The organism is Streptomyces sp. NBC_00287 (genome assembly GCF_036173105.1).
In the GTDB taxonomy this organism is placed as follows: domain Bacteria; phylum Actinomycetota; class Actinomycetes; order Streptomycetales; family Streptomycetaceae; genus Streptomyces.
Genome location: NZ_CP108053.1, coordinates 4,549,538 through 4,573,117, shown reverse-complemented (window position 1 = coordinate 4,573,117; position 23,580 = coordinate 4,549,538). Strand labels below are relative to the sequence as shown.

Annotated in this window: 15 protein-coding genes, 1 tRNA gene and 1 riboswitch; of the genes, 7 read left to right on the top strand and 9 right to left on the bottom strand. The window is 72.3% G+C overall.

Annotated features, from left to right (window positions below; genetic code table 11):
- Positions 1-10: 10 nt before the first annotated feature.
- The 3 genes from OHT76_RS20710 to OHT76_RS20700 form a co-directional block, all read right to left on the bottom strand.
- Positions 11-2,227 (bottom strand): hypothetical protein, encoded by a 2,217-nt coding sequence (locus OHT76_RS20710; RefSeq protein WP_328872346.1) that lies wholly within the window; start codon positions 2,225-2,227, stop codon positions 11-13.
- A 100-nt stretch (positions 2,228-2,327) separates the two neighbouring features.
- Entirely contained in the window at positions 2,328-2,963 is a 636-nt protein-coding gene (locus tag OHT76_RS20705) for a GTP cyclohydrolase II (protein ID WP_328872345.1), read from the bottom strand.
- Positions 2,964-3,070: 107 nt separating this feature from the next.
- Positions 3,071-3,571: a MarR family winged helix-turn-helix transcriptional regulator gene (locus OHT76_RS20700; protein WP_328872344.1), complete on the bottom strand. Its 501-nt coding sequence runs from the start codon at positions 3,569-3,571 to the stop codon at positions 3,071-3,073.
- A gap of 92 nt (positions 3,572-3,663) precedes the next feature.
- On the opposite strand from OHT76_RS20700, the gene OHT76_RS20695 reads away from it, so the two are divergent.
- From OHT76_RS20695 to OHT76_RS20675, 5 genes are all read left to right on the top strand, one after another.
- The gene (locus tag OHT76_RS20695) at positions 3,664-4,791 is read left to right on the top strand and encodes a dihydrofolate reductase family protein (RefSeq protein WP_328872343.1); all 1,128 of its coding nucleotides are present in this window, start codon (positions 3,664-3,666) and stop codon (positions 4,789-4,791) included.
- A gap of 263 nt (positions 4,792-5,054) precedes the next feature.
- Positions 5,055-6,260 (top strand): alginate lyase family protein, encoded by a 1,206-nt coding sequence (locus OHT76_RS20690; protein WP_328872342.1) that lies wholly within the window; start codon positions 5,055-5,057, stop codon positions 6,258-6,260.
- 51 nt (positions 6,261-6,311) lie between these two features.
- Positions 6,312-6,385, top strand: a tRNA-Met gene (locus OHT76_RS20685).
- 135 nt (positions 6,386-6,520) lie between these two features.
- The gene (locus OHT76_RS20680) at positions 6,521-7,618 is read left to right on the top strand and encodes a PP2C family protein-serine/threonine phosphatase (RefSeq protein ID WP_328872341.1); all 1,098 of its coding nucleotides are present in this window, start codon (positions 6,521-6,523) and stop codon (positions 7,616-7,618) included.
- A gap of 230 nt (positions 7,619-7,848) precedes the next feature.
- Positions 7,849-8,006, top strand: a riboswitch (cyclic di-AMP (ydaO/yuaA leader).
- Positions 8,007-8,017: 11 nt separating this feature from the next.
- Positions 8,018-9,046, top strand: coding sequence for a M23 family metallopeptidase (locus OHT76_RS20675; protein WP_328872340.1), 1,029 nt, complete (start codon positions 8,018-8,020; stop codon positions 9,044-9,046).
- 84 nt (positions 9,047-9,130) lie between these two features.
- Here the strand turns inward: OHT76_RS20675 and OHT76_RS20670 are convergent, their stop codons facing one another.
- From OHT76_RS20670 to OHT76_RS20655, 4 genes are all read right to left on the bottom strand, one after another.
- Positions 9,131-10,495 (bottom strand): PrsW family intramembrane metalloprotease, encoded by a 1,365-nt coding sequence (locus OHT76_RS20670; protein WP_328872339.1) that lies wholly within the window; start codon positions 10,493-10,495, stop codon positions 9,131-9,133.
- Positions 10,496-10,547: 52 nt separating this feature from the next.
- Positions 10,548-11,414, bottom strand: coding sequence for a tRNA (guanosine(46)-N7)-methyltransferase TrmB (gene trmB / locus OHT76_RS20665; RefSeq protein ID WP_328872338.1), 867 nt, complete (start codon positions 11,412-11,414; stop codon positions 10,548-10,550).
- A 76-nt stretch (positions 11,415-11,490) separates the two neighbouring features.
- Entirely contained in the window at positions 11,491-12,702 is a 1,212-nt protein-coding gene (gene lhgO, locus OHT76_RS20660) for an L-2-hydroxyglutarate oxidase (protein WP_328876582.1), read from the bottom strand.
- Between the two features lie 75 nt (positions 12,703-12,777).
- Positions 12,778-14,202, bottom strand: coding sequence for an MFS transporter (locus OHT76_RS20655; RefSeq protein WP_328872337.1), 1,425 nt, complete (start codon positions 14,200-14,202; stop codon positions 12,778-12,780).
- Between the two features lie 690 nt (positions 14,203-14,892).
- Between OHT76_RS20655 and OHT76_RS20650 the strand changes: the two genes are divergently transcribed.
- Both OHT76_RS20650 and OHT76_RS20645 read left to right on the top strand, forming a co-directional pair.
- Positions 14,893-16,992, top strand: a complete 2,100-nt coding sequence (locus tag OHT76_RS20650) for an asparagine synthase-related protein (protein ID WP_328872336.1) — start codon at positions 14,893-14,895, stop codon at positions 16,990-16,992.
- A 244-nt stretch (positions 16,993-17,236) separates the two neighbouring features.
- Positions 17,237-20,461, top strand: a complete 3,225-nt coding sequence (locus tag OHT76_RS20645; protein WP_328872335.1) for a BTAD domain-containing putative transcriptional regulator — start codon at positions 17,237-17,239, stop codon at positions 20,459-20,461.
- On the opposite strand, the gene OHT76_RS20640 is transcribed toward OHT76_RS20645, so the two are convergent.
- Both OHT76_RS20640 and OHT76_RS20635 read right to left on the bottom strand, forming a co-directional pair.
- A complete protein-coding gene (locus OHT76_RS20640) occupies positions 20,448-22,388 on the bottom strand; it encodes a sigma-70 family RNA polymerase sigma factor (RefSeq protein ID WP_328872334.1) in 1,941 nt (646 codons plus the stop codon). The two genes, OHT76_RS20645 and OHT76_RS20640, sit on opposite strands and share 14 nt — an antisense overlap.
- A gap of 289 nt (positions 22,389-22,677) precedes the next feature.
- Entirely contained in the window at positions 22,678-23,475 is a 798-nt protein-coding gene (locus OHT76_RS20635; RefSeq protein ID WP_328872333.1) for a TetR/AcrR family transcriptional regulator, read from the bottom strand.
- Positions 23,476-23,580: the final 105 nt, after the last annotated feature.

The following is a 23,580-nucleotide window of genomic DNA, read 5'->3' as shown; positions in this document are numbered from 1 at the left end:
CGGGGTCTCCCTACTGCGGGGCCGGGGCAGGGGCCGTCTTGGTGGTGGTGGCCTGGGCGTTCGGGCCGACGGCCTGGTTGCCCACGACGCTTACCCCGCCGGTCTGCAGGACGCCGTGGTTGAGGATCGTCTGCGTCTGGGTGCGGAAGTCGGTGGTGTCCACCCCGTGCTCGTCCAGGAAGTCCCGTACGGCGGCCAGGGCATGCCGGTCGAGGGCGGCGAACGCCCGTTCCGCGTCGACGCGTTGGAAGTGGTCGAGGTACTCGGCGCTCATGGCGTGCTCGCGGATGCTGAGCCGTGCGCCGCGGTCGAAGGCGGGGTCCGTCTTCGCCGCCTCCCGTTCCCGGCGCTGCCGGCGCGGCGCGCCCCACTCGCGGAAGGCGTCGCCGAGCACCGCCCGGGGCGCGCCGAAGAGGGCGCCGCCGCTGCGCCGCAGGGCCGACAGCAGCAGGCCCGCCCGGTGCGCGTGGGTGAGGGACGCGGGCAGCAGATCGACCCCGCGCAGGTCGGGCCGGAGCGGAGTGAGGACGTGGCGGTCGCAGTGCAGATGCAGGGTTCGGCCGACCACCGCGATGTGCAGCAGCTGACTGGGCACCACCGCGCCGCCCCACAGCGGCAGATGGGCGGCCAGGCAGTGCCGGGGCGTGCCCTGCGGGTCCAGCGCGATGTCCCGCACGGCCGGGCCCGAGAGCCGGGCGACCGGTGCCTTGATCAGGACGGGCAGGAGGCGCCGGTCGCCCGTGATCTGGGTGCCGCTGACGAACACGCGGTCCTCGACCTCCAGCGCGGCGAGGCTCGGACCGCCGTCGACGGGCGGTTCGGCGGTGGCATGCCGTACGGCGGCCTCGCGCAGACGGGCGCGCAGCCGTTCCACCACGTCCCAGGTGTCGAAGTCGGTGAGAGGGGTGCCGGGCCGCTCGGGCAGCAGCGGCAGCGACAGGGACCACTGCGACTGCCGTACGCCCTGGCCCACGAAGGGGGAGAAGCCGCTGTAGACGGTGACGTTGCCGGACTGCGCCTCGGCCACGGCCTGCACTCCGGCGATCGCCCACGACTCCCCGGGCTCGGGACCGGCCTCGGGCGAGAAGTTCTCGCGCCGCAGTGACTCGCGCAGCCGCTTGTCGACATCCAGCTCCTCCTGGGCCATGACCCAGTACGCCCACACCCCGCCGCCGATCACCGCCAGCAGCGGCGGAATGCCGAGCGCGTACGAGCCGGCCAGCCAGCTCCACGGCCCCGACAGCGGCAGTGCCGAGAGGAACAGGCCGAACAGGACCCCGGCGAGCAGCAGCCCGGCGATGGTTCCGACGAGCCACCGTGCGGCCGCCGCCGTGTCCACCGGTTCCCGTCCGCGTACGACGCGCCGCGGGGCTCGGGAGGCCTTGGCCAGCGCCTTGAAGGCGAGGTTGCCGAAGACCAGCCACAGCGGGCCGAAGACCGCGATCAGCAGGTAGATCGCGACGAGCCGGTGATCGCGCGCCCGGTGCAGCCGACGGGCCGCCAGGCTGTGCCGGACGACGGGAACCAGGTCGACGCCGGGCGAGGGCGCGACCGCGCCGAGCTCGTCGCGCAGGACGTCCTCGACGACGCGGCGGGTGAAGCCTGGGTCGGTGTAGGCGGCCGCGCACAGGTGGCGGGTGGTGTCGCCGGGCGTGGTGGAGCCCACGACTCCGCCGGGGACATCGGGCGAGGAGGGGGCCATGGTGCTGCTCCGTTCACGGATACAGGACATGGCTGCGCGGGTACCGGTCCCGCCGAACACGGCTGCCAGGGCCACGCCCAGCAGCAGCCCGAAGACAAGGCCGTCCACCAGGAAGTTGACGATCACCGCGTCCGTGGGGGAGCCGAAGAACATCAGGGCCTGTTCGCCGTCGGCCTTGACGACGGCCCAGGACGCCATCGCGGCGATGAGCGAGAGGATCATGCCCGCGCCGAACGCGGCGAGCCACCGGATCCCTTGGGAGGCCGGGCCGCGGGCCAGCAGCCGGGGCGCCAGTGCGGCGCCGGCGAGCAGGATGATCAGGGCGGTGTTGCCCGCCAGATACAGGGGCTCGGCGAGGCCCTCCGAGCTCGGGGAGAGGTCCCAGGCCGGGACGTACAGCGAGCGGTGCACCAGGCTCATCAGGGGCGTGTCCGGCCGCGCCTCGTTGAGCGGATCCCGCATCCAGGGACTGCCGAGCAGCACAAGTCCCCCGCACAGCAGGGCGGTTCTTCGCCCCGAACGCATTAATCGCCCCACGGCAACCCCCAGTCACACCCCCGGCCGCAGCACTGTACGTAGTCGAACGGCTGCGCACCAGCGGTCCGCGAGACATTCCGGGGGAGCGTCAGCCCGCCGTACGCTCCGCCAACTCGCCCAGCGGCAGCGTGTGTTGGGTCTGGAGGACCTTGGCGCGCAGGTAGCGGACGTTGTGCGCGGTGGTGAAGACACCGGTGGGGACGCGGTCGTGGACGGCGATGCCCAGGTCCCGCAACTGGGCTGCCTTGTCGGGGTTGTTGGAGAGCAGGTCGAGTGCGTCGATGCCGAGGGCCTGGAGCATCTGGGCGGCCGCCGTGTAGTCGCGGGCGTCCTCGGGCAGGCCGAGGGCGGCGTTGGCGGCGTAGGTGTCGAGGCCCTGGTCCTGGAGGGCGTACGCGTCGAGCTTGTTGTAGAGGCCGATGCCGCGGCCCTCCTGGCGCAGATACAGCAGCACGCCGCCACGCTCCGCGATGCGCTCGACTGCCTCGCGCAACTGGGGGCCGCAGTCGCAGCGGGCCGAGCCGAAGACATCGCCGGTCAGGCACTCGGAGTGGAGCCGGACGAGCGGGACGGGGCCGGGGTCGCCGAGGACGACGGCCACGTGCTCCTGGCCGTCCGTGAGGCCGTGGAAGGTGACGAGGTCGGCGTCGACGCTGTAGCCGTCGGCAAAGCGCAGCGGGACGCGGACGCGGGAGCGCGGGGTGGCGGCGGGGTGCTCGGACATGCGGGTCTCCGGTCCTCGGGGACTTTCTGCTTCATATTTGAAGCAGATCCTCGGGTCGTGACCCTAGCCCATGCTTGAACTTTGAAGCAACCTGTTTGTGATGTGGCTCATTCGCCGCTGCACGAGCGGCGCAGCCAGGGCACATCCGTCGGTTCCCCGCCCTGGAGCACCTGCGTGACCGAGGTGAAGATCTCCTCCAGCTGGCCCACCTGCTCCGGCGTGAGGTGGTCGAAGAGGGCGGCCCGGACGGTGGCGACATGACCGGGCGCCGTCCGCTCCAGGACGCTCATCCCCTCGTCCGTCAGCGCGGCGACGCTGCCCCGCTTGTCCCAACGGCATTCCTCGCGCCGTACGAGCCCGTCCTTCTCCAGCCTGGCCACGGCGTACGTCAGCCGGCTCCGCGTGATCTTCAGGCGCTCCGCGAGATCGGTCATCCGCAGCCGCCGCTCCGGGGTCTCGGAGAGATGGGAAAGGATGGAGTAGTACATGTGCGGCATGCCGGCGTCATGCTGGAGCTGCCGGTCCAGGGTGTCCTCCAGAAGGAGGGTGGCACCCATGTACGCGCGCCAGGCGCGCTGCTCCTCGGGGGTGAGCCAGCGGGTCGTCATGGGGCCAGTGTAGATTTGCTTAAAACTTGAACCAAGCCCCGCCGTGCCCCAAGCCCACAAGCCCGCCGGTTCTGGTCCCCAATGGAGCGCCGATGCCCCTCCCCTACGTCCTGCTGTCGGCCGCCGTCTCCCTCGACGGCTACCTGGACGACACCGGCCCCGAGCGGCTGCTGCTCTCCAGCCCGGCCGACTTCGACCGGGTCGACGAGGTACGGGCCTCGGTCGACGCGATCCTCGTGGGCGCGGGCACGATCCGCGCCGACAATCCACGGCTCCTGGTCAACTCCCCTTCTCGGCGCGCGGCGCGGGTGGCTTCGGGGCGGCCGGAGTATCCGCTGAAGGTCACGGTCAGCGGGAGCGGGGAGCTGGATCCGGGGGCGAGGTTCTGGCACACGGGCGGCGAGAAAGTCGTCTATACGACGGAGAAGGGCGCGGAGCGGGCACGGGCCCTGGGGCTGGGGGCGGACGTGGTGTCCCTGGGCCCCGAACTGGACTGGCGGCGGCTGCTGGAGGATCTCGACGCCCGGGGCGTGAGGCGCCTGATGGTGGAGGGCGGCGGCCGTATCCACACCCAACTGCTCCAGGAGGGGCTGGCGGACGAGCTCCAGCTGGTGCTCGCTCCTCTGTTCGTCGGCGACCCGTCCGCGCCGCGCCTCTTCGGACCCGGGGGATACCAGCAGGGCCGGTTGCGCCTGGTGGAGTCCCGCCGTATCGAGGACGTGGTCCTGATGCGCTACGAACCCACGGCTCCCGGCATCGGAACGCGGACCACGGCCGCGGACCACCACTGGCTCCGGCTCGCCTGCGAACTGGCCGAACTGTGCCCGCCGTCACGGACGGCGTTCAGCGTCGGCGCGGTGGTCGTGGCATCCGACGGTACGGAACTCGCGCGCGGGCACTCCCGGGAGGGTGACGATCCGGTGGTCCACGCGGAGGAAGCGGCGCTGGCGAAGATCGATCCGGCGGATCCGCGGCTGGGCTCGGCCACGGTGTACAGCAGCCTGGAACCCTGCGCCCACCGGGCCTCTCGCCCGGCGCCTTGTGCTCGGCTGATCCTGGAGGCGGGGGTACGCAGGGTGGTCACGGCCTGGCGTGAGCCGAACACGTTCGTGGTGGACGCGGACGGGAGCGGGCTGCTGGCGTCGGCGGGGGTGGATGTGGTGGTGCTGCGGGAGTTCGAGGACCGGGCGAAGGCACCGAATCGTCATCTGCTGGGCTGAGTCGCCGGGTTGTTTCGCCCCCGCCGCCCCTACCCGTCCCGTCCCCGGGGGCTGCCGCCCCCGGACCCCCGCTTCGGCCCTGAACGGGCCTCGTCCTCAAACGCCGGACGGGCTGGATCGGCGGGCCGGGTTGAGAGGTGCCCGCCTCGTCCTCAAACGCCGGGCGGGCTGGAAGACGCCCCCACCCCGCTCAGCGTCCTTCAACCTCCAGTCCGATCGGCCCAACACAGACTGCGGCCCCGCCCCCGCAGCGCGCTGCCCCTATGAGGTCTGTCCGACTTGTCGCCGTGCTCCTGCTCGCTTCTCTCCTCGCCGCCTGCGGAGCAACCGGGGCCGATACCCGCACCATGGCCCGTGCCCTCCCGCCCGACGCCGACTTCACCCACCCCGGCGTCCTCGTCAGCGCGCCGCAGCCGGCGGTCGTACGCAAGCACGTGACCGCCGGGAAGCAGCCGTGGCTGAAGGCGTACCTCGGGATGCGGGACAGCAAGTACGGCGCCTACAAGTACCGGGCCCGGCCCTACGAGGGCGTCCACTGCCCCGCGGGGAAGAAGGCCGGCCGGGGCTGTGTGGAGGAGCGCGAGGACGCTATCGCCGCCTATACGCAGGCCCGGCTGTTCACCGTCACCGGCAAGCGGCAGCATGCCCTCAAGGCCGGGGAGATCATGGACGCCTGGTCGGCGAAGCTGCGGCAGCACACCGGGCAGAACGCCGGGCTCCAGGCCGGGTGGGCGGGGTCCACGTGGGCGCGGGCCGCCGAGATCGTCCGGCACAGTGACGGCGCGGGCTGGCCCGAGGAGCGCGTACGCCGCTTCGAGGAGATGCTCCGCACCGCCCACCTCCCCCACGTCACCAAGAAGGTTCCGGACGTCAACGGCAACCGGGACCTCATCACCACCGACGCCGCCATCGGCATCGCCGTCTTCCTCGACGACCACCAGACCTTCGACCACGCCCTGGTCCGCTTCCGCGACCGCGTGCCCGCGTACTTCTACCTGGAGAAGGACGGCCGCCTCCCGCTCACCCCGGCGGGGTCGAGCATGAACACTCCGCAGCGGCTGGCGACGTACTGGTTCCAGCAGACGACGTACAAGAAGGGCGTCACCCAGGAGACCTGCCGCAACTTCCAGCACGTCGGCCACTCGATCGCCGCCACCGCGCACATCGCCGAGACCGCCTGGCACCAGGGCGTCGACCTGTACGGCGAGGCCGAGGACCGGCTCAAGGCAGCGCTCGAGCTCCACGCCCGCCACCAGGTGGGCAAGACCGCGCCGGCCTGGCTGTGCGGAGGCAAGGTGGAGCGGAATCTGGGGCCCGACCTGGAGGTCGCCCTGAACCATCTCGAGGACCGGCGCGGAGGCTCCGTCCCGGCCGCCCGCAAGCTCGCCGTACAGACCCGCCCGGCCGGTACCGACAACCTCTTCGTCGCCTGGGAGACGCTGACCCACGCGGGCAATCCCGCAGCGTGAAGAAGCGTGTGTGCATCGGGTCCCGCAGATGGCGTACACTGGTTTCAACGACGCGGGGTGGAGCAGCTCGGTAGCTCGCTGGGCTCATAACCCAGAGGTCGCAGGTTCAAATCCTGTCCCCGCTACTGAAGGCCGAGGGCCGGAATCCGAAAGGGTTCCGGCCCTCGGTGTTTCCCCTCATCCACTCGGCCCACACCATTCGCCGCCCGCCCCCGCTCCGGGAAACCTGGAGGGACGGCGGATCTGGTGGGAGGCGGGCAGTGCGGGCTGGAGGCGCGGACGAGACACGGCACGTCCCGCCCGCACGCACCCTCGTCCTCCTGCTCCCGCCGCTGCTGATCGCGGGCGGGATCCTCTACGACTTCGTCACCCCGCGCGGATTCACTGCGATCCCCTTCTTCACCGCCGCACCCCTGGTCGCCGCGCCCTTCTACGGGCTGAGCGGCACCGTCATCACGGGAGTCGTGGCGCTGCTCGCCACCTACGGCGTCCACGTCCGGCTGGGCTTCGGCATGGACGCGGACACGGTCACCGAGGTGGTCACCGTGGTCACCGTCGCCGTCCTGGCCGCCGTACTCAACCGTGTCGTGCGCCGCGGCGACCTGCGGCTCGCCTCGCAGCGCGAGATCGCCGTGGCGACCCAGCGCGCCGTCCTGCCCGAGCCGCTGGAGCGGATCGGCGGCTACGAGATCGCCGCGCGCTACGAGGCGGCGCAGGCCGACGCTTTCATCGGCGGCGATCTGTACGCCGTGCAGGACAGCGCGTACGGCGTGCGGCTTGTCGTGGGCGATGTGCGCGGCAAGGGGATGGGGGCCGTCGCGGCCGTGGCCGTCGTCATCGGGGCCTTCCGGGAGGCCGCCGAGCAGGAGGCGAGCCTGGAGGTGGTCGCGCAGCGGCTCGAGCGGGCGCTGGCCCGGGAGGGCTCGCGGCGTGACGGGATCGAGGCCGTCGAGGGGTTCACCACTGCCGTACTCGCCGAACTCCCGCACGGCGACGGGGTCGTGCGCGTCGTCAACCGCGGCCATCCGCCCCCGCTGTTGCTGTACCCCGACGGCACCGTGCGCCCGCTGCCGGCCCGCGAGCCCGCCCTCCCGCTCGGCATGAGCGACCTCGGCAGCTGGCCCGACCGCGCCGACGAGGTCCCCTTCCCGCCCGGCACCACCCTGCTCCTGCACACCGACGGCCTCTCCGAGGCCCGCGACGCGCACGGCGTCTTCTACGACCCGCAGACCCGGCTGGCCGGCCGTGCCTTCGGCGATCCGGGCATCCTGATCCGGGCCCTCGCCGAGGACGTGCGCGTGTACTGCGGGGGCGGGATGACGGACGACATGGCCCTGCTCGCCGTACGAAGACCCTGATTGTTACCGGGGGTGATCGGTCGGGAGCCCTCCGCATAACAACTGACATACCGTCAATACCTGTGTGGCACATGAGGCTTGGTCAACTCGCCCGATTTAGACCCCTCGTGACCCGAAAGTCCAGGCCGGAATCGTTAATGATCAAGCCGAACGGCTTGGAATCCGCGCCCCGCGTCTATTAACGTTCGATAACGCAGCGCGGTCGTCCCAGCCGTCACAAGAGTCGGCTCCGTGCGCACGCGCCGAATCCCGTAAGGGAACCGGGGAACCACCAACTTGGGGTGAATCGGGCGTAATCCGCCGTGCAGATACGGCAGATATACGCGCGTAGGAGACCTTCCTGCTCCGAACCCGTCAGCTAACCCGGTAGGCGAGAAGGAAGGAAAGGAGCACGCCCACGTGGCGTCAAACCGGCCTGCCCCCGAGGCCCCGTTCGTGCCGAGCCAGCGCAATGACGAGGCCTACGGCTACGGCAGCCAACGCACCGACGAGGGCCCCTGGGAGGAATGGAACCCCACCGCGGAATCCATTCGCCCGGTTCGCGGCCGGCACCGCGTCTCCAAGCAGCGCGGCGGCGGACTCGCCCGCAGCTCCACGGTTCTCGGCGTCGGTGTCATAGCCGCCGTCGGCGCGGGCGGCATGGCCAGCGCGCAGTCCGGCAAGCCGCCGGTCGCGATCACCATGCCCGACCTGCCGCTGATCTCCGACGACACCGCGGAGGAGGCGCCCGAGACCTCGAGCACCCCGCTCAGCAGCGTCGGCATCACCACCACCGACACCGAGACGGGCACCTCGGACGCCGGTGAGGCGCTTCGCGCCCGGATCATGGCCCAGGCCGAGCAGCAGCAGGACCAGGTCGACACCAAGGCCGCCGCTGCCGCCGCCGCTGCCGCCGAGAAGGCCGCCGCGGAAGCCGCAGCCAAGGCCGAGAAGGAGGCGGAGGCCAAGGCCGCCGCCGCCAAGGAAAAGGCCGAGCAGGAGGCCCGCGAGAAGGCCGAGGCCGAGCGCCTGGCCGCGCTGGCCAAGCAGTTCGCGCTGCCGACGTCGTCGTACACCATCACCTCGACCTTCGGTCAGGCCGGCTCGCTGTGGTCCTCCGGGTACCACACCGGCCTCGACTTCGCCGCTCCCACGGGCACGCTGATCAAGGCGGTCCACACCGGCACGATCACCTCCGCCGGCTGGGACGGGTCGTACGGCTACAAGACCGTGCTCACCCTGGAGGACGGCACCGAGATCTGGTACGCCCACCAGTCCTCGATCAGCGTCAGCGTCGGGCAGCAGGTCACCACCGGGGACGTCATCGGCCGCGTGGGCGCGACCGGCAATGTGACCGGCGCGCACCTGCACATGGAGGTCCACCCCGAGGGCTCCTCCTCCGGCATCGACCCGCTCGCGTGGCTGCGCAGCAAGGGCCTCACCCCCTGAGCCGGTTCCCCGTGTGAACCCCGGCGGTCCTGACGACGACCCCCCGACGTCAGGGCTGCCGGTTTTTGGCGTCCGGGACTCTTCTTACGTCCGGTACGGGTTGTACGCCGAGTACGGTCCCGCCGGGTACGCCGGATAGGGCTGGTACGTCGGCTGGGCCGGATGCCCATACGCCCCGTACATCGGCCACGGCGCCGCCACCACCGGCACCGGCGGGGCCGTGGCACGGGCGGCATGGTCGAGGGCCGGACGGGCCACCTCCCGGCGCCGCCACAGCTCCTGCAACAGCTCTTGTTCCCGTACGACGAAGTCGGCGCCCGCGCGACCCCGGCGCCCCCGGTGCCGCAGGAACGCGAGCGAGGTCGCGTACGCCTCGTACTGCGCCACCTGCCGCGCCGCCTGCTTCCCGGCGTGGCGGCGGGCGTACTGCCGCGCCAGGCGCCGCGCCCGCATCGAGCCCAGCGCGAAGGGCTCGCCCGGGGTGAGCCAGCCTGCGACGGCATAGGCGGGCAGTTCCTCGCGGACGGTGCGCAGCTCGCGCTGGCGGGTCCAGATCACCAGCCAGGTCAGCAGCCCGAACGCGGGCACCATGATCGCCGCGTACACCGCGAAGAAGCCGTACGGACCGAAGGCCGACGAGCCGTTCCACATCGCGTGCATGCCCATCGCGAGCAGCAGTCCGGACAGCGGCAGCAGGACGCGCCGCCAGCGCTGGCGGTCGCCGGAGAGCGCGGCGATGCCGAAGCCGATGCCGGTGAGGACGGTGAAGAGGGGGTGCGCGAAGGGCGACATGACGATGCGCACGAAGAAGGTCGCCGCGGTGACGGAGGCGATGCCGCTGTCGCCGGTGAGCTGGTCGGTTCCGAAGGCGGTGCCGAGGTAGAGGATGTTCTCGGTGAACGCGAAGCCGGTGGCGGTGACCCCGGCTATCACCACCCCGTCGACGAGCCCGGTGAAGTCCCGGCGCCGGAAGAGGAAGACGAGCAGTACGGCGGCGGCCTTGGCCGACTCTTCCACGATCGGCGCTATGACGGTCGCCCCGAGGGTGTCCGCGCTGGACGGATCCGCGGTTGCCGTCGCTATCCATCTGGTCGCGAAGCTGTTGGCGACGATGGCTATGAGGGCCGCGGCACAGGCGCCCCAGGCGAAGGCGAACAGCAGATTCCGCCAGGGGCCCGGCTCGACGCGGTCCAGCCAGCGGAAGGCGGCTATGAGGAGGGGCACGGGCAGGACCGCGAGTCCGAGCCCGACCAGGAACCCCTGGGTGCCGGTCTGTTCGCGTACGAGCGCGAGGATGACGAGGCCGGAGAGCGCGAGCAGGGTGATCAGCGCGCCGTAACGCACCCTCCCCCAAAGGGGGTACCCCCACCGCTGCCACCAGTGCGCGTGCCGCAGTGCGCCGCCGGGGGGACCGGTGGGGTGCGTCGGGTACGGGGGACAGGTGGCCACGGCATTGACCCTAACGAGGGAAGGGCGCAGCCCGCAGAAGAGCGCGGTGGGCTCAGGCGCCGGTGGGGGGTATGTCTCGGTGCGGTGCGTGCTGCCGCACAGGCTGCTGTACGCGACGGAAGAGCAGGTCGTTCACGACATGTCCCTTGTCCAGTCCCTGGCCCTCGAAACGGGTCAGCGGCCGGAACTCGGGACGCGGCGCAAAACCGCCGTCGGCCTGCGTGTTCTCGAAGCCCGGGTGCGCCGTCAGTACCTCGAGCATCTGTTCGGCGTACGGCTCCCAGTCGGTCGCGCAGTGCAGGATCGCACCGGGCCTCAGCCGGGTCGCGGCGAGGCTGAGGAACTCGGGCTGGATCAGCCGCCGCTTGTGGTGCCGCTTCTTGGGCCAGGGGTCCGGGAAGAAGACACGGAGCCCGTCGAGGGAGTCCGGGGCGAGCATCTCGCGGAGCAGGATGATGGCGTCGCCGTTGCCGACACGGATGTTGGAGAGGCCGTAGTGATCGGCGAGGTTGAGCAGATTGCCCTGACCTGGCGTGTGCACGTCGACGGCGAGCACGTTGGTACCGGGATCGGCGGCGGCCATCTGAGCGGTGGCCTCCCCCATCCCGAACCCGATCTCGAGCACGACGGGACGGTCATTCCCGAACAGCTCACCGAGATCGATGACCTGCTGCCCATCAATGTCCAGCCCCCACTTGGGCCACAACCGCTGCAGCGCATCCGCCTGCCCGGCGGTCACCCGACTCCGTCGCGGCTGAAAACTCCGAATCCGCCGCTCGAAGTGCGAACCGGCGGGATCGGCCTTGGGCCCATCGGGGAACCGGGGCTCCCCTTTGTCCCGGGAATGCCGAACAGACACACCGGGCTCATGGCCGGGGGCGGGGTGGGGGACTTCGGGGGTGTGGAGGGAGTCAGACACAGTGGGATCGATTTTACGGGAGGAGAACCCACCGGCCCGTCCGGCGTTTGAGGACGAGGCCCTTCAGGGCTTCCCGTCACACCGACCCGAGCACCGCCAGCGCCCGCCGCGCCACCTCCCGCCCGATCGGCAACGACGCCGTCGCCGCCGGAGAAGGCGCGTTCAGCACATGCACAGCCCGCACCCCCTCCTTGATCAGGAAGTCGTCCACCAACGTCCCGTCCCGAAGAACCGCCTGCGCCCGCACCCCCGCCGCCGCAGGCACCAGATCCGCCTCACGAACCGCCGGCAACAACCGCCGCACAGCCGCCGCGAAGGCCCTCTTGGACACCGACCGCCGCAGCTCCCCCGCCCCATACCGCCAATGCCGCCGGGCTATCGCCCACGCCCCCGGCCACCCCAGCGTCGAGGCGACCTCAAGAGGCCGTACGACGCCCCACTCGTACCCCTCCCGAGCCAGCGCGGGCACCGCATTGGGCCCGACATGCACACCCCCGTCGACCCCACGCGTCAGATGCACGCCGAGAAACGGAAACGCCGGATCCGGCACCGGATACACCAGCCCCCGCACCAGCTCCGGCCGAGCCAGCGAGTAGTACTCCCCCCGGAAAGGCACAATCCGCATCCCCGGCTCGTCCCCGGTGAGCCGAGCGACCTCGTCGCAGTACAACCCGGCACAGTTCACCAGCACCCGCGCCCGCACGACCTCGCCGCCGCTCGTCTGCACGGCGACCCCGAGCTCCGGCCGCCGGTCGACCCGTACGACCTCGGCCCCGTACCGGATCTCCGCCCCCGACGCCTCGGCCAGCCGTCGTGCGACCCCGACGAAGTCACAGATCCCGGTGGTCCCGACATGTATCGCCGCGAGTCCCCGCACCTCCGGCTCGTACTCGGCGATCTGCGCGGCGCCCAGCTCCCGCACCGGAATCCCGTTCTCCCGCCCCCGCTGGACCAGCGCATGCAGCCGAGGCAGCTCCGAGCGCTCGGTGGCGACGATCAGCTTTCCGGTGACGGCATGATCGATGTCGTACTCGGCGCAGAACTTGACCATCTCGGCGGCGCCCCGCACCGCATACCGCGCCTTGAGCGACCCGGGCCGGTAGTAGATCCCGCTGTGGATCACCCCGCTGTTCCGCCCGGTCTGGTGCCGGGCGGGCCCGGTCTCCTTCTCCAGCACGGTGACGCGGGTGCCCGGCGCGGCCCGCGTGATCGCATACGCCGTGGACAGCCCGACGATCCCCCCGCCGACCACGAGCACATCACAGTCGTAAGCGACCGACCGCACCAGCACCACCTCCCGCCTCCGATAGTGCACTGCGCCACTGACAATGCCTTCAAACCACGGGGGGAGAGCCGAAGGAACCTACGCCGGAGTCATCAGCAAAGGACGCGCCCTCTCCCGCAGCTCCACCACGCGCGGCTCGTCCCCGTACGGCTCCAGACGGTGCAGAAGATCCTTCACATACTCGGTGGTACGCGCCGAGGAGATCCGACCCGCGACCTCCACCGCCCGCACGCCCTGCTCGCATGCCGCATCGAGATTGCCGGACTCCAGCTCGGCGACCGCGGACACCACCAGCCGCAGCCCGTGCGAGCGCACGAACTCCTCCGTCGGCTTCGACAGTGCCTGCTCCGTGAACCGCCGCACCTGACGTGGTGCCTTCAGATCGCGGTAGCACTCCGCGGCGTCCGCGCAGAAACGGTCGTAGGAGTAGAAGCCGAGCCAGGACGGGTCGTGGTCACCGTCCCGGGAGCGCTCCAGCCAGCCCTCCGCCGCCTTGAGCGCGGCGCCCGCCGCCTGCGCGTCACCCGCGCGCGCGTGTGCGCGTGCCTCGACGAGCCGGAAGAAGCTCATGGTGCGCGCGGTGGCGAGACCCCGGTTGCGCTCCAGGGCGGCCTGCGCGAGGTCGACGCCCTCGTCGCCGAAGCCGCGGTAGGTCGCTTGCAGGGACATGGACGCGAGTACGTATCCACCCAGCGGTACGTCCGCCGCCGCGCGCGCGAGACGCAGCGCCTGGATGTAGTACCTCTGCGCGGCCTCCTGCTGCCCCGTGTCGAAGGCCATCCACCCCGCGAGACGGGTCAGTTCGGCGCTCGCCCCGAACAGCGCCCGGCCCACCTCGTCGGAGTACGAGCCGAGCAGCAGCGGTGCCGCCTCCACCCGTAAACACTCGGGCACCATGGACGAACGCCAGTCGCCGCCTCCGTACTTGGAGTCCCAGCGCCTGGCGTCCTCGGCTGCTTCCCGCAGTTTCTGCACATCGCTGTGGCCGACTTTGACCGGTGCGCCGGAGTCCTCGGCGGGGCTCACCTCACGCGCTACCGAGCTGTCGGCCGGGGTTATCAGCCACCGTGAGGCGGGCGTTGCGTATGCGCTTACTGCGAACGATCCGGCGAGGGACTGCCAGATGCCGCCGGAGCCGGCGCGCCGTCCGGCGAGGTCGAGGCGGTAGAGGTCCGTCGCCGATCTGACCGCCTGTCCGACGTCCCGGGGGAAGGCGAGGCCGACTTCGGGTGCGGGATCCGCGTCCGCCAGGCCGATCTCGTGGAGCGGCACCGGGCGGCCGAGCTTCTGCCCTATGGCGGCGGCGATGAGGTGCGGCGCCGCACCTTGCGGCACCATTCCCTTCGACACCCAGCGCGCCACCGAGGTCTTGTCGTAGCGAAGAGTCAACCCGCGTTGAGCGCCAAGGTCGTTGACGCGACGCGCGAGTCCTGCGTTGCTGATTCCCGCGAGGGCGAGAACGGTGCCGAGTTTTTCGTTCGGCCCGCGTTGCTCCCTGGACATGCGCCACCCCTCGACACAGACGGCTGCCGCGCTGGCATAACCACGCGGCATTCGTAAACCCAGCGTAGTTCGCCGCATCCCAAGCGTTAAGGGGCATTCTTCCGGATGGCGGGATTGTGGTCCGTACTGAAGTGCGGTTCAGGTACGGACGGTTGCGGTGTGCTCCCGCTGTGTGGCCGTGCGCCCGTCCGTGCGCTCTTCTCCGGCCATCGGGGGAGCGATTCCATGGATCGTGCGTGGGTCGGCCCGCTGTACTGGATCCAGTGGGCTGGGGGACACCGCCGCCTCCATCCCCGCGGGCGGCGGAACGGTCCGGGGGGCGAGTCCCGCCTCCCGGACTGCGCACACGCCAAGTGATGCGCAGGGCCTGTACGGAGCGTGGCCAAATCTGTTGTCGTCACGCCGATTTGGCCGAAAACCGACCCTGCCTCTCGCGGGTGAATACCGCTCCTACCACGGCACTTGAGGGCGCGAAGGGCGTTCTGGGGGAGTGAACCGGGGGCGCATTCGCGTCGCCGTGGCCGAGTGGTCTCCTTGGCCTGCACGGGTATGGATGCCCTATGGGGGCGCCTACGGGGCGCACTTCGCGGATCTCAAGCGGTGTCACCGCGTCTCCGGCACGCGTCCTTCATGGCAGCATGGTGCCGGTTCGTACGGTGCACTGGTTGTCCACAGCCTGTGGAGGCGTCGATGCGGTGGTTGGTGGGATGGAGCAGCACCGCCGCGGGAGCCGCCCAGATCGGTTCCGCGGGGGCCACGGGGCCAGACGGCGAGACCGTGCACCCGGTCGGGTCCCAACTCCTGTGGGGCGACCCGGATCCGCTGTGGGCGGTCGGCGACTGGCGCCCCGACGAGGTGCGCGTGGTCCAGGCCGACGCCCAGAACCGGATCGCCGTCCTCGGCATCTGCGGGGCGAGCGACGAGCAGCTGCGGGTCGGTCTGTTCGCCGCGCGGGGCGGGGCACTTCGGCATCTGACGGCCTGGCCCGGCAGCTACACGGCCGTCGTCCAGGTCGGCCGCAGGGTCATGGTGTGCGGCGATCTCGCGGGCGCCCGGCCGGTGTTCTACACCCCGTGGGCCCGCGGTACGGCGTACGCGACCGCCGCGCTGCCGCTCGCCGACCTCATCGAGGCCAACCTCGACTTCGGGCATCTGGCCGCCCTGCTCGCCGCTCCGGACGTCCCCGCGGCTCTGGACGACTCCACCCCCTATGACGGCGTCCGGCGCATTCCGCCGGGGCACGCGCTGATCCTTCGCGCCGGGGCACGCGAGATCGCCGGGTACGAGCCGGTCGCCTCCCTCGCGGTGGCGGCGCCCCCGGCCGACCCGGACAGCGCGGTGGACGCCGTGCGCGACGCGCTCGTGGACGCCGTACGGGCCCGGCTGTCCGCACCCCGGCATGTGCCCGGCGCCGACATCGACCCCGGCCCCGTCCCCGGCATGGGTCCCGCCGAACGCCGTGCCGCGCGCGGGATGCCCGTTCCCGGTATCGGGGCGGACCTCTCCGGTGGCCCGGCCTCCGGCACCCTCGCCCTGCTCGCCGCGGGCCTGCCCGGCATGCCGGGCACCGTGCTGGGCCACGGCACGGGCGCGGGGGAGCGGCTGCTGGCGGTCACCTTCAACGACCTCACCGTCGGCGGCCGGGAGTCCGAGCTGGAACGGGCGGGCACCCTTGCGGCCAACCCGCGCCTGCACCATGTGGTCGTGGCGGGCGGGGAGGAAACACTCCCGTACGCCGATCTCGACGGCCCGCTCACCGACGAACCCGGGCCCTCCTTGGTGACGGCCGCCCGGCACCGGGCGCGGCTGGCGGCGGGCAGCGCGGACCACTTCACCGGCTACGGCGCCCGTCAGGTGCTGGACGCCCATCCGGCCCGGCTGACGGACCTGTTGATGGACCGCCAGCGCCGGCACCTGGTCCGCCCCGTCGCCGCGCTCGCCAAGGCGGACGGCTCGGTGCTGGTCCCCGCGCGCGTGTACGGCGCGGCGCGCAAGCTGGCGCGCACGCCGTATCGCACGGGCCTGGACGCGCTGGCCGAGCGGCTCATGGACCGGCGGTTCGACGAACCCGGAGGTGCCGTGGGGGCGTCGCTCGCGGCGCTCACCTGGGCCAGACCGGGCCCGGCGGCGCGCTGGCTGACAGGGGAGGCGCTGGCTGAAGTATCGGTTCGCCTGCAAGGGGCGACGAGCCGCTCCGGGGTCGGCCCGGGACAGCGCCCCGGCGACTATCGCGCGCGTGCCGCGCTCGCCCGTCATGCGGCGGACCTGCGCGTGCTGGAGCAGGCCGCCGAGATCCGCTTCCAGCGCCTGCACGCGCCGTTCCTCGACAACCAGGTCGTCCGCGCCTGCCGCGCACTCCCCGAGGCCCTGCGCGTCCGCCCCGGCGCACGTGCGGCGATCCTGCGTACGGTCCTGGAGGGCGCCGGCGTGGCCGACCTCCCGCCGGGCTGGGGCGCCACGTCCCACGCACCGGCGGCGGTGGCGGCGCGCACAGGGCTGCGGGTGGCGGCGAACGACCTGATGGCGCTGTTCGGCACACCTTTGCTGGCGCAGGCGGGCTTGGTGGAGGCGCGAGTGGTCCGCAAGGCCCTACGCGCGGCCGCGGACGGCGAACCCCTCCCCCTGGACGGCCTGGCAGACCTCGTCTCCCTGGAACTCTGGCTCACCCGACTGATGGCCCGCAGGGGAACCTGCTGGACGGGAACCCCGGCACGCGCGCGTGCGGTGCCTGCAGGGATCACGCCGCAGAGGGGGGCGTTGGGGGCGGGGGCGGGGGCACGGCGGGCGTGAGTGCCGGTCGTACGGCGGGGCGCGGCGGGTTGTAGGTCGGGGGTACGGCCACTGCGCGGGGCGGGGCACGGTTGGCGTAAGCCACGCCGCACGACATCCGCGCCGGGGCGGGGCGGGCATGGGTCAGGGCGGACGCCCCCGCGGTCGGCATAAGTCAGCACGATCACCCCGCCGGGGCGCGGCGCGGGCGGACGTAAGTCAGGCCGTACGACCACGGCCGTCGTCCCCCGGCGACAATGACCCCGTGCGGTACAGAATCCTGGGCGTCACCCAGGCCGAGGACGACAACGGGGCCGAAGTCGCCGTCGGCGGACCACGGCTGCGTGCCCTGCTGACCGCCCTGGCTCTGCGGCCGGGTCAGGTAGTCGCTCCGGAGACCTTGATCGACGAGGTCTGGTCCGACGACCCGCCCCAGGACGCCCCGGCCGCGCTCCAGGCCCTCGTCGGCCGCCTCCGCCGTAGCCTCGGCAAGGATGCGATCGTCTCCGGGAGCGGCGGGTACCGGCTGGCGGCGAGCCGGGACGACGTGGACCTGTATGTCTTCGAACGGCTCGTGCGCGACGGCACGTCGGCCCTGGACCGAGGCGACGCGCCCACGGCCGCCGAGACCCTGTGCGCCGCCCTCGCCCTGTGGCGCGGCCCCGCCCTCGCCGACCTCCCGGACCGCACCGCCGCGGCCCGCCCCGACTCGCTGCGGCTCACCGCGATCAGAGCCCGAGCCCAGGCCGACCTGCGACTCGGCCGCGCCCAGGACGCCGTACCGGAGTTGACGGAGCTCACCACGGCGCATCCGTACGACGAACCGCTGCACGCCCTCCTCATCCGCGCCCTGCGCGACACCGGCCGCCGGGCCGACGCCCTCGCCGCCTACGAAACCGCCCGCCGGGCCCTGTCCGAGGGCCTGGGCACCGACCCGGGCCCCGAACTCCGGGCTCTGCACGCGGAACTCCTCGCTCCGGCAGAAGCTCCGTCCATGCCCAAGGCCGCGAGTGAACCCAGACCCCACACCAACCTCCGCCCCCGCCTGACAACTTTCGTCGGCCGGGAACCCGAGATCTCCGCCATCCGTTCCGAATTGCACAGGGCCCGACTGGTCACGCTCACCGGACCGGGCGGCTCTGGGAAGACCCGCCTCGCCGAGGAAGCCGCCGCCGGGCTGCCGCAGGCGTGGCTGGTCGAGCTGGCGCCGCTCGACCGGCCGGAGGCGGTGCCTGGCGCGGTGGTCAGTGCCCTCGGTCTGCGCGAGACCGTGCTGATGACCAGCGAGCTGACGGCCCCGCAGGACGACCCCGTCGCCCTGCTCGTCGAGTACTGCGCCCCGCGCAGCCAACTCCTGATCCTTGACAACTGCGAACATGTCATCGATGCAGCAGCCCACCTCGCCGAGCTGCTGCTGACCCGCTGCCCGGGGCTCACGATCCTGGCCACCAGCCGTGAACCCCTGGGCGTGCCCGGCGAGTCGGTGCGCCCGGTCGAGCCCCTGCTCCCCGACCAGGCCCACCGCCTCTTCGCCGAGCGCGCCTCCGCCGCCCGCCCCGACGCGGACACCGTGCTCGCCGACAAGGAGGCCGTCGCCGAGATCTGCCGCCGCCTCGACGGGCTGCCGCTCGCCATCGAGCTGGCCGCCGCCCGGCTGCGGCTGCTCACCCCCCGGCAGCTCGCCGACCGCCTCGACGACCGCTTCCGCCTGCTCACCTCCGGCAGCCGTACGGCTCTGCCCCGCCAGCAGACCCTGCGCGCGGTCGTCGACTGGTCCTGGGAGCTGCTCGACGAGCGGGAGCGCACCGTCCTGCGCGAGGTGTCCGTGTTCGCGGGCGGCTGGGACCTGGCCGCCGCGGAGGCCGTGTGCACGGGACCCGCCGCCGAGCTCATCGGCGCCCTCGTCGACAAGTCCCTCGTCGTGGCGGCCCCGTGCGAGCGGGGCAGCCCCCAGGGCATGCGGTACCGGATGCTGGAGACCATCCACGAGTACGCGGTGGAGCGTGCCGCCGAGACCCCCGAGGTGCGCGCCACGGCCGAGCGCCGGCACCGCGCGTGGGTGCGCGGCCTCGTCGAGGAGGCGGATCCGCGCCTGCGTTCGGCCGAGCAACTGCCGTGGATCTCCCGCCTGGAGACCGAGCTGGACAACATCCGCGCGGCCCTGCACCGCTCCCTGACGGCCGCCGATGTGACGGAGGCCGGCGCACTGGCCCTGGCCCTGGGCTGGTTCTGGTGGCTGCGCAACTACCGTCACGAGGGCGCGGACTGGGTCGCCCGCGTCCTGGGCCTGAGCAGCAACCCCGACCCGGACGAGGACCCGGACCACCCCTTCCACACCCTGTGGATGCGCCTGCGCATACTGCGCTTCTTCCTCCTTGCCGACGCGGAGCCGTGGAACGGCCCCCTGGACGCACGGCAGCGGCAACAACTCGACCGAGTGCGCGCCTTCTTCGCCGCGGGAGGACCGGAGGCGGCGCGACTGCCGGGTCTCGCCTGGCCGTTGACGAGCACCCTGCTGGGCGGCCCGGAGGACCGACGGCCCGAACTGGACGAGGCGCTGACCAACTGCCGTGCCTACGGCGGCGACTGGGAGATCTCCATCGTCCTGATGTTCCGCACGCATCTGGCCGTCGACTCGGCGGGCGGCCTGAGGGTCGTGGACGACGGCCTCGCCGAGCTGCGGGTGCTCAGCCGCCGCGCGGGGGACCGCTGGATGCGGGCCCAGGTGTGCAGCGCGGCGGGCGAGGCGGCGATGGCGCGCGGCCGTTTCGACGCGGCCAGGGGCGAGTACCAGGAGGCGCTGCGGCTCGCCCAGGAGGTCGGCGCACACGCCGAGACACCGTTTCTGATCGCCCGGCTCGCCGAGATCGCCTACCGCACGGGCGACCGTACGGCCGCGCTCGCCGCCCTCGACGAGGCGAACGCCGCCGCCGACCGCCACGGCGTGCCGGACTCCCGCGCGTTCGTCCTGCTCCAGCGGGCGCTGATCGCGCTGGACGACCAGGACATCGCCGGCGCGCGCGAGCACTACGAGGCGGCACGGGCGGCATGCGAGCGCGGTACACCACCGCCGCAGTTCCTCGCGGGCCTCGACCTGATCCACGGCCTCGTCACGGCCGAGGAGTCCGGCCCGGAACACGGACTGCCGATCCTGGCCCGTGCGCTGCGCGAGGCCGTGGACCAACGGTGTGCGGAGGCGGTCAGGGCGGCGTTCGCGGACAGTACGGCGATGCTGCTCGCCCGGCTCGACGACCTGCCGCGTGCGCTCCGCCTGCTCGCCGCCTCCGACCACTGGCGCGCGGGCCTGCCACGCCCGACGCCGGAGTGCGCCGAGGCCGAGCGCATCGAGGCCCTCGCCGAAGCGGCCCTGCCCGCCGACCGCCTGGCCGCGGAGCGGGCCCGGGGCGCCGCCCTGACGGTGGACGACGTCCTGGGCGAACTCGCCGGGGCCGTCGGTGACCACCCCGCCGGGGCCGCTAGGAGCAGGTGAACTTCGACTCCGCCCAGTCCGCGAGAAGGATCTTGTCGAAGTGGCTGTGCGGTTCCACCACCAGCCGTACGGTCTCGCGCCCCGCGATGTTGACCGAGACGGGGACCGCCGGGTCACCACCCTTGATCATCCCGGACCGCCACAGTCGTACCCCGTCGGCGTACACGGAGAAGTAGAACTTGCCCAGCATCAGATTCATGTCGTCGACGCCGACCAGGGCCCGGTAGGAGGTGCACTCCCGGTTGAGGTCGATGGTGACGGAGGACTCGCCGTGCACCGTCACCCCGTGGGCGTACTGCGTGCCATCGATCGACACGCCGTAGCGCTGCCACACCCAACTGCTCTCGCCGAGCCGCATCTCGGGCTCGGTGCCGTCGCCGTTGACGTTGTACGCCAGCTCGCTCCACTGGTACTCGGCCGGAGCGGGCGGAGGCGTCGGCGTCGGTGTCGGGGTGGGAGTCGGTGTGGGCGTCGGGGTCGGGGTCGGCGTCGGTGTGGGCTTCGGCGTCGGCTTCGGGGTGGGGGTCGGGCTGGGTGTGGGGGTGGGCGTCGGGGTCGGGTCGGGGGCGAAGACGGGCGGGGCCGGCTGCGGCTGCTTCTTCGGGGGCCTGGGAGTCGGGGACTCCTCGACGACGGGGGCAGGGGAGGACACCGGCGGTTTGGCGTCCGGCTTCGGCGCCGGATCGTCGTTGCCGACCAGCGCGAGCGCCACCGCGGCGGCGGCCACGGCGACCACACCGGCGGCGATACCGGCCTTCACCGGCGCGCCGAGACCCTCGGAGGCCGCCGCCCCGCCACCGGCACTCGCCCCGCCGGAGGAGGAACCGCCCGCCGCGGCGGCAGCGCCCGCCGCACCCGCGGCACCCGCTCCGGTGCCACCGGCGATGAGCGCGGCGACCTTGGCGTACCCGGCGGCGCCGAACCAACCGATGACCGCGACCGGCACGACCGCCGGGATACCGCTGGCGACTTCCTTGATCTGGCCCGCGGCCAGCCGGCACTTCGCGCACTCCTCCAGGTGCTTGCGCAGGCCGCGTTCGGCACGGGTGCGCAGGCTGCCGCGGGCGTAGGCGCCGAGCCGGTCGGCGTAGCGGGCGCACTCCTCGTCGGTGGCGAGGGTGACGCTGACATGGGCCTGGAGGTAAGCCTGCTTGAGGCCCTCGCGGGCGCGGCTGGCGAGCACGCGCGTGCCGTTGGCGTCGAGCCCGAAGAGCGTGGCGACCTCGCTGGGCGACTCGTCCTCGACCTCGGTGTGCCAGAGCACGGCCTGCCAGCGCTCCGGCAGCGACCGGAAGGCCTGCATGGCCATCGACTGCTCGGCCTCATGCATCGCGCGCACATCCGCGCCCAGGTCGAGAGTGTCGTCGTCGGACACCTCGGACACCCGCGCGGCCTGGGAGGCGAACACCGCGAAGTCGTCGACCAGTTGCTCCCGCTTCGCGGACTTCGTCCAGGTGGCGGCGACGCGCCGGACGGAGGTGAGCAGATAGGCGCGTACGGCGTGCTCGGGGCCCGAACCGCCGCGGACCGCCTGGAGCATGCGGGCGAAGACCTCGGCGGTGAGGTCGTCGGCGGTGTGGCCGTCACGGCAGCAGGTGCGGGAGTACCGGCGGACGGCGTCGGCGTGCCGACGGAAGAGCTCCTCGTAGGCCGAGTCGTCGCCCGAGCGCATCCGCCCGATCAGATCGGCGTCCGACGGCGGAAGATTCCTGGGTGGCGGCAGGACGCTGTCCTCGCGCCGGTCCCGCTGCGCGGGGACGCTGCCCTCCACGGGCTCGCCGCCCTGCGCCGGGATCGGGGCCACCGTGGGGTCACCGCCCTGCGGCAGGTCCGCCCGTCCGCCCTGACTCGGCACATGAGGCGAGGCCGGGCCGCCGCCCTCCGCGTCACCGTCACCGAGTGACCCGTCCCGCCCGTCAACGCTCATCGCGGAAAGCCCCCGCCGCCAGCCCAACCAGTCCCGAACACCGGGTCAGAGTGCCATATCGAATTTTGGTCAGTAACCGGCAGGAGGGGGCATCCACTCATCCGTGGGGACTTCACGCGAGGCAGTACTAGCCATCACCCATACGGGGAAGGTTCAAATGACGTTCCCGGAGCGACAGTTGAGCAACCGCCCGGAATTCCCGAAATGTTCTACGAGTGTTCCCGAGGCGAGAGCGCCCGGCGCCCACGCCTCCTCGTCACCTTTTCGGGTCACACGTCACCGCGCTGCATCACGACGGCCGCGAGCGAAGCCCCTCCAGCAGGATGTCCAGCAGCCGTGCCGAAGCCGCGGCCTGCTGCGCCGCGTCCGGCAGCGAGGGCGCCGCCGTCGCGATCACCAGCAGGACGTCCGCCACCGACACATCGGCCCGCAGTTCACCGGCCTCCCGTGCCCGCTCGACGAGTTGCCCCACGACCTCCAGCAGCGCCGAAGCCCCGGCGTCGTCCTCGGCGGACACGGCCGGACCCGCCGGAGTCTCCCCCGGCACCAGCCGCAGTTCGCCCGAGCCCGGCTGCATCCGCTGCTGCGGCACCCGCGCCTCGTCGAACCCCGCGCCGTCCGCGTGCTCCTCCGCAACCCCGACGCGCAGCACCTGCGGCGGCAGCAGCCGCCCGGCGCCGGACGCCACCGAGGTGCGCAGGAAGCGCGAGAGCGCCGACCACGGCTCGTCCTCCTGCCCGAGCGCCGCCCGGGCCTGATCGGTCAGCCGGGAGGTCTCCTCCTCGGCTATCCGGCGCACCAGGACGTCCTTGCTCGGGAAGCGCCGGTACACCGTCCCGACGCCGACCCGCGCGCGCCGCGCCACGTCCTCCATCGGCGCGCCGTATCCCAGCTCGCCGAAGACCTCGCGCGCCGCACGCAGTACGTGCTCCAGATTGCGCTGTGCGTCCACCCGCAGCGGTGTCGTCCGCGAACTGTCGCGTCCGTTCCCCGCCGCATTCATGGCTCCACCCATCGCCCCGCCCATCGCTCCGCCACCGGGTGTGATGGCGGACGTGGACGACCAATGAGAGTCCTGAACATGCATAAGCGTTCCCCCGGTAATGACGTCTCCCCCCGGAGACTTCCCCGCCATTGATCGCCGGAGCGTTGTGGAACATGCACGGACCCGAGCCCGCCCGTCGCGAACCCG

Bases quoted from the DNA above. Each gene is read 5' to 3' on its own strand.
- OHT76_RS20710 (WP_328872346.1), bottom strand. From the start codon at position 2,227: ATGCGTTCGGGGCGAAGAACCGCCCTGCTGTGCGGGGGACTTGTGCTG.
- OHT76_RS20705 (WP_328872345.1), bottom strand. From the start codon at position 2,963: ATGTCCGAGCACCCCGCCGCCACCCCGCGCTCCCGCGTCCGCGTCCCG.
- OHT76_RS20700 (WP_328872344.1), bottom strand. From the start codon at position 3,571: ATGACGACCCGCTGGCTCACCCCCGAGGAGCAGCGCGCCTGGCGCGCG.
- OHT76_RS20695 (WP_328872343.1), top strand. From the start codon at position 3,664: ATGCCCCTCCCCTACGTCCTGCTGTCGGCCGCCGTCTCCCTCGACGGC.
- OHT76_RS20690 (WP_328872342.1), top strand. From the start codon at position 5,055: ATGAGGTCTGTCCGACTTGTCGCCGTGCTCCTGCTCGCTTCTCTCCTC.
- OHT76_RS20655 (WP_328872337.1), bottom strand. From the start codon at position 14,202: ATGTCCAGGGAGCAACGCGGGCCGAACGAAAAACTCGGCACCGTTCTC.
- OHT76_RS20650 (WP_328872336.1), top strand. From the start codon at position 14,893: ATGCGGTGGTTGGTGGGATGGAGCAGCACCGCCGCGGGAGCCGCCCAG.
- OHT76_RS20640 (WP_328872334.1), bottom strand. From the start codon at position 22,388: ATGAGCGTTGACGGGCGGGACGGGTCACTCGGTGACGGTGACGCGGAG.
- OHT76_RS20635 (WP_328872333.1), bottom strand. From the start codon at position 23,475: ATGCATGTTCAGGACTCTCATTGGTCGTCCACGTCCGCCATCACACCC.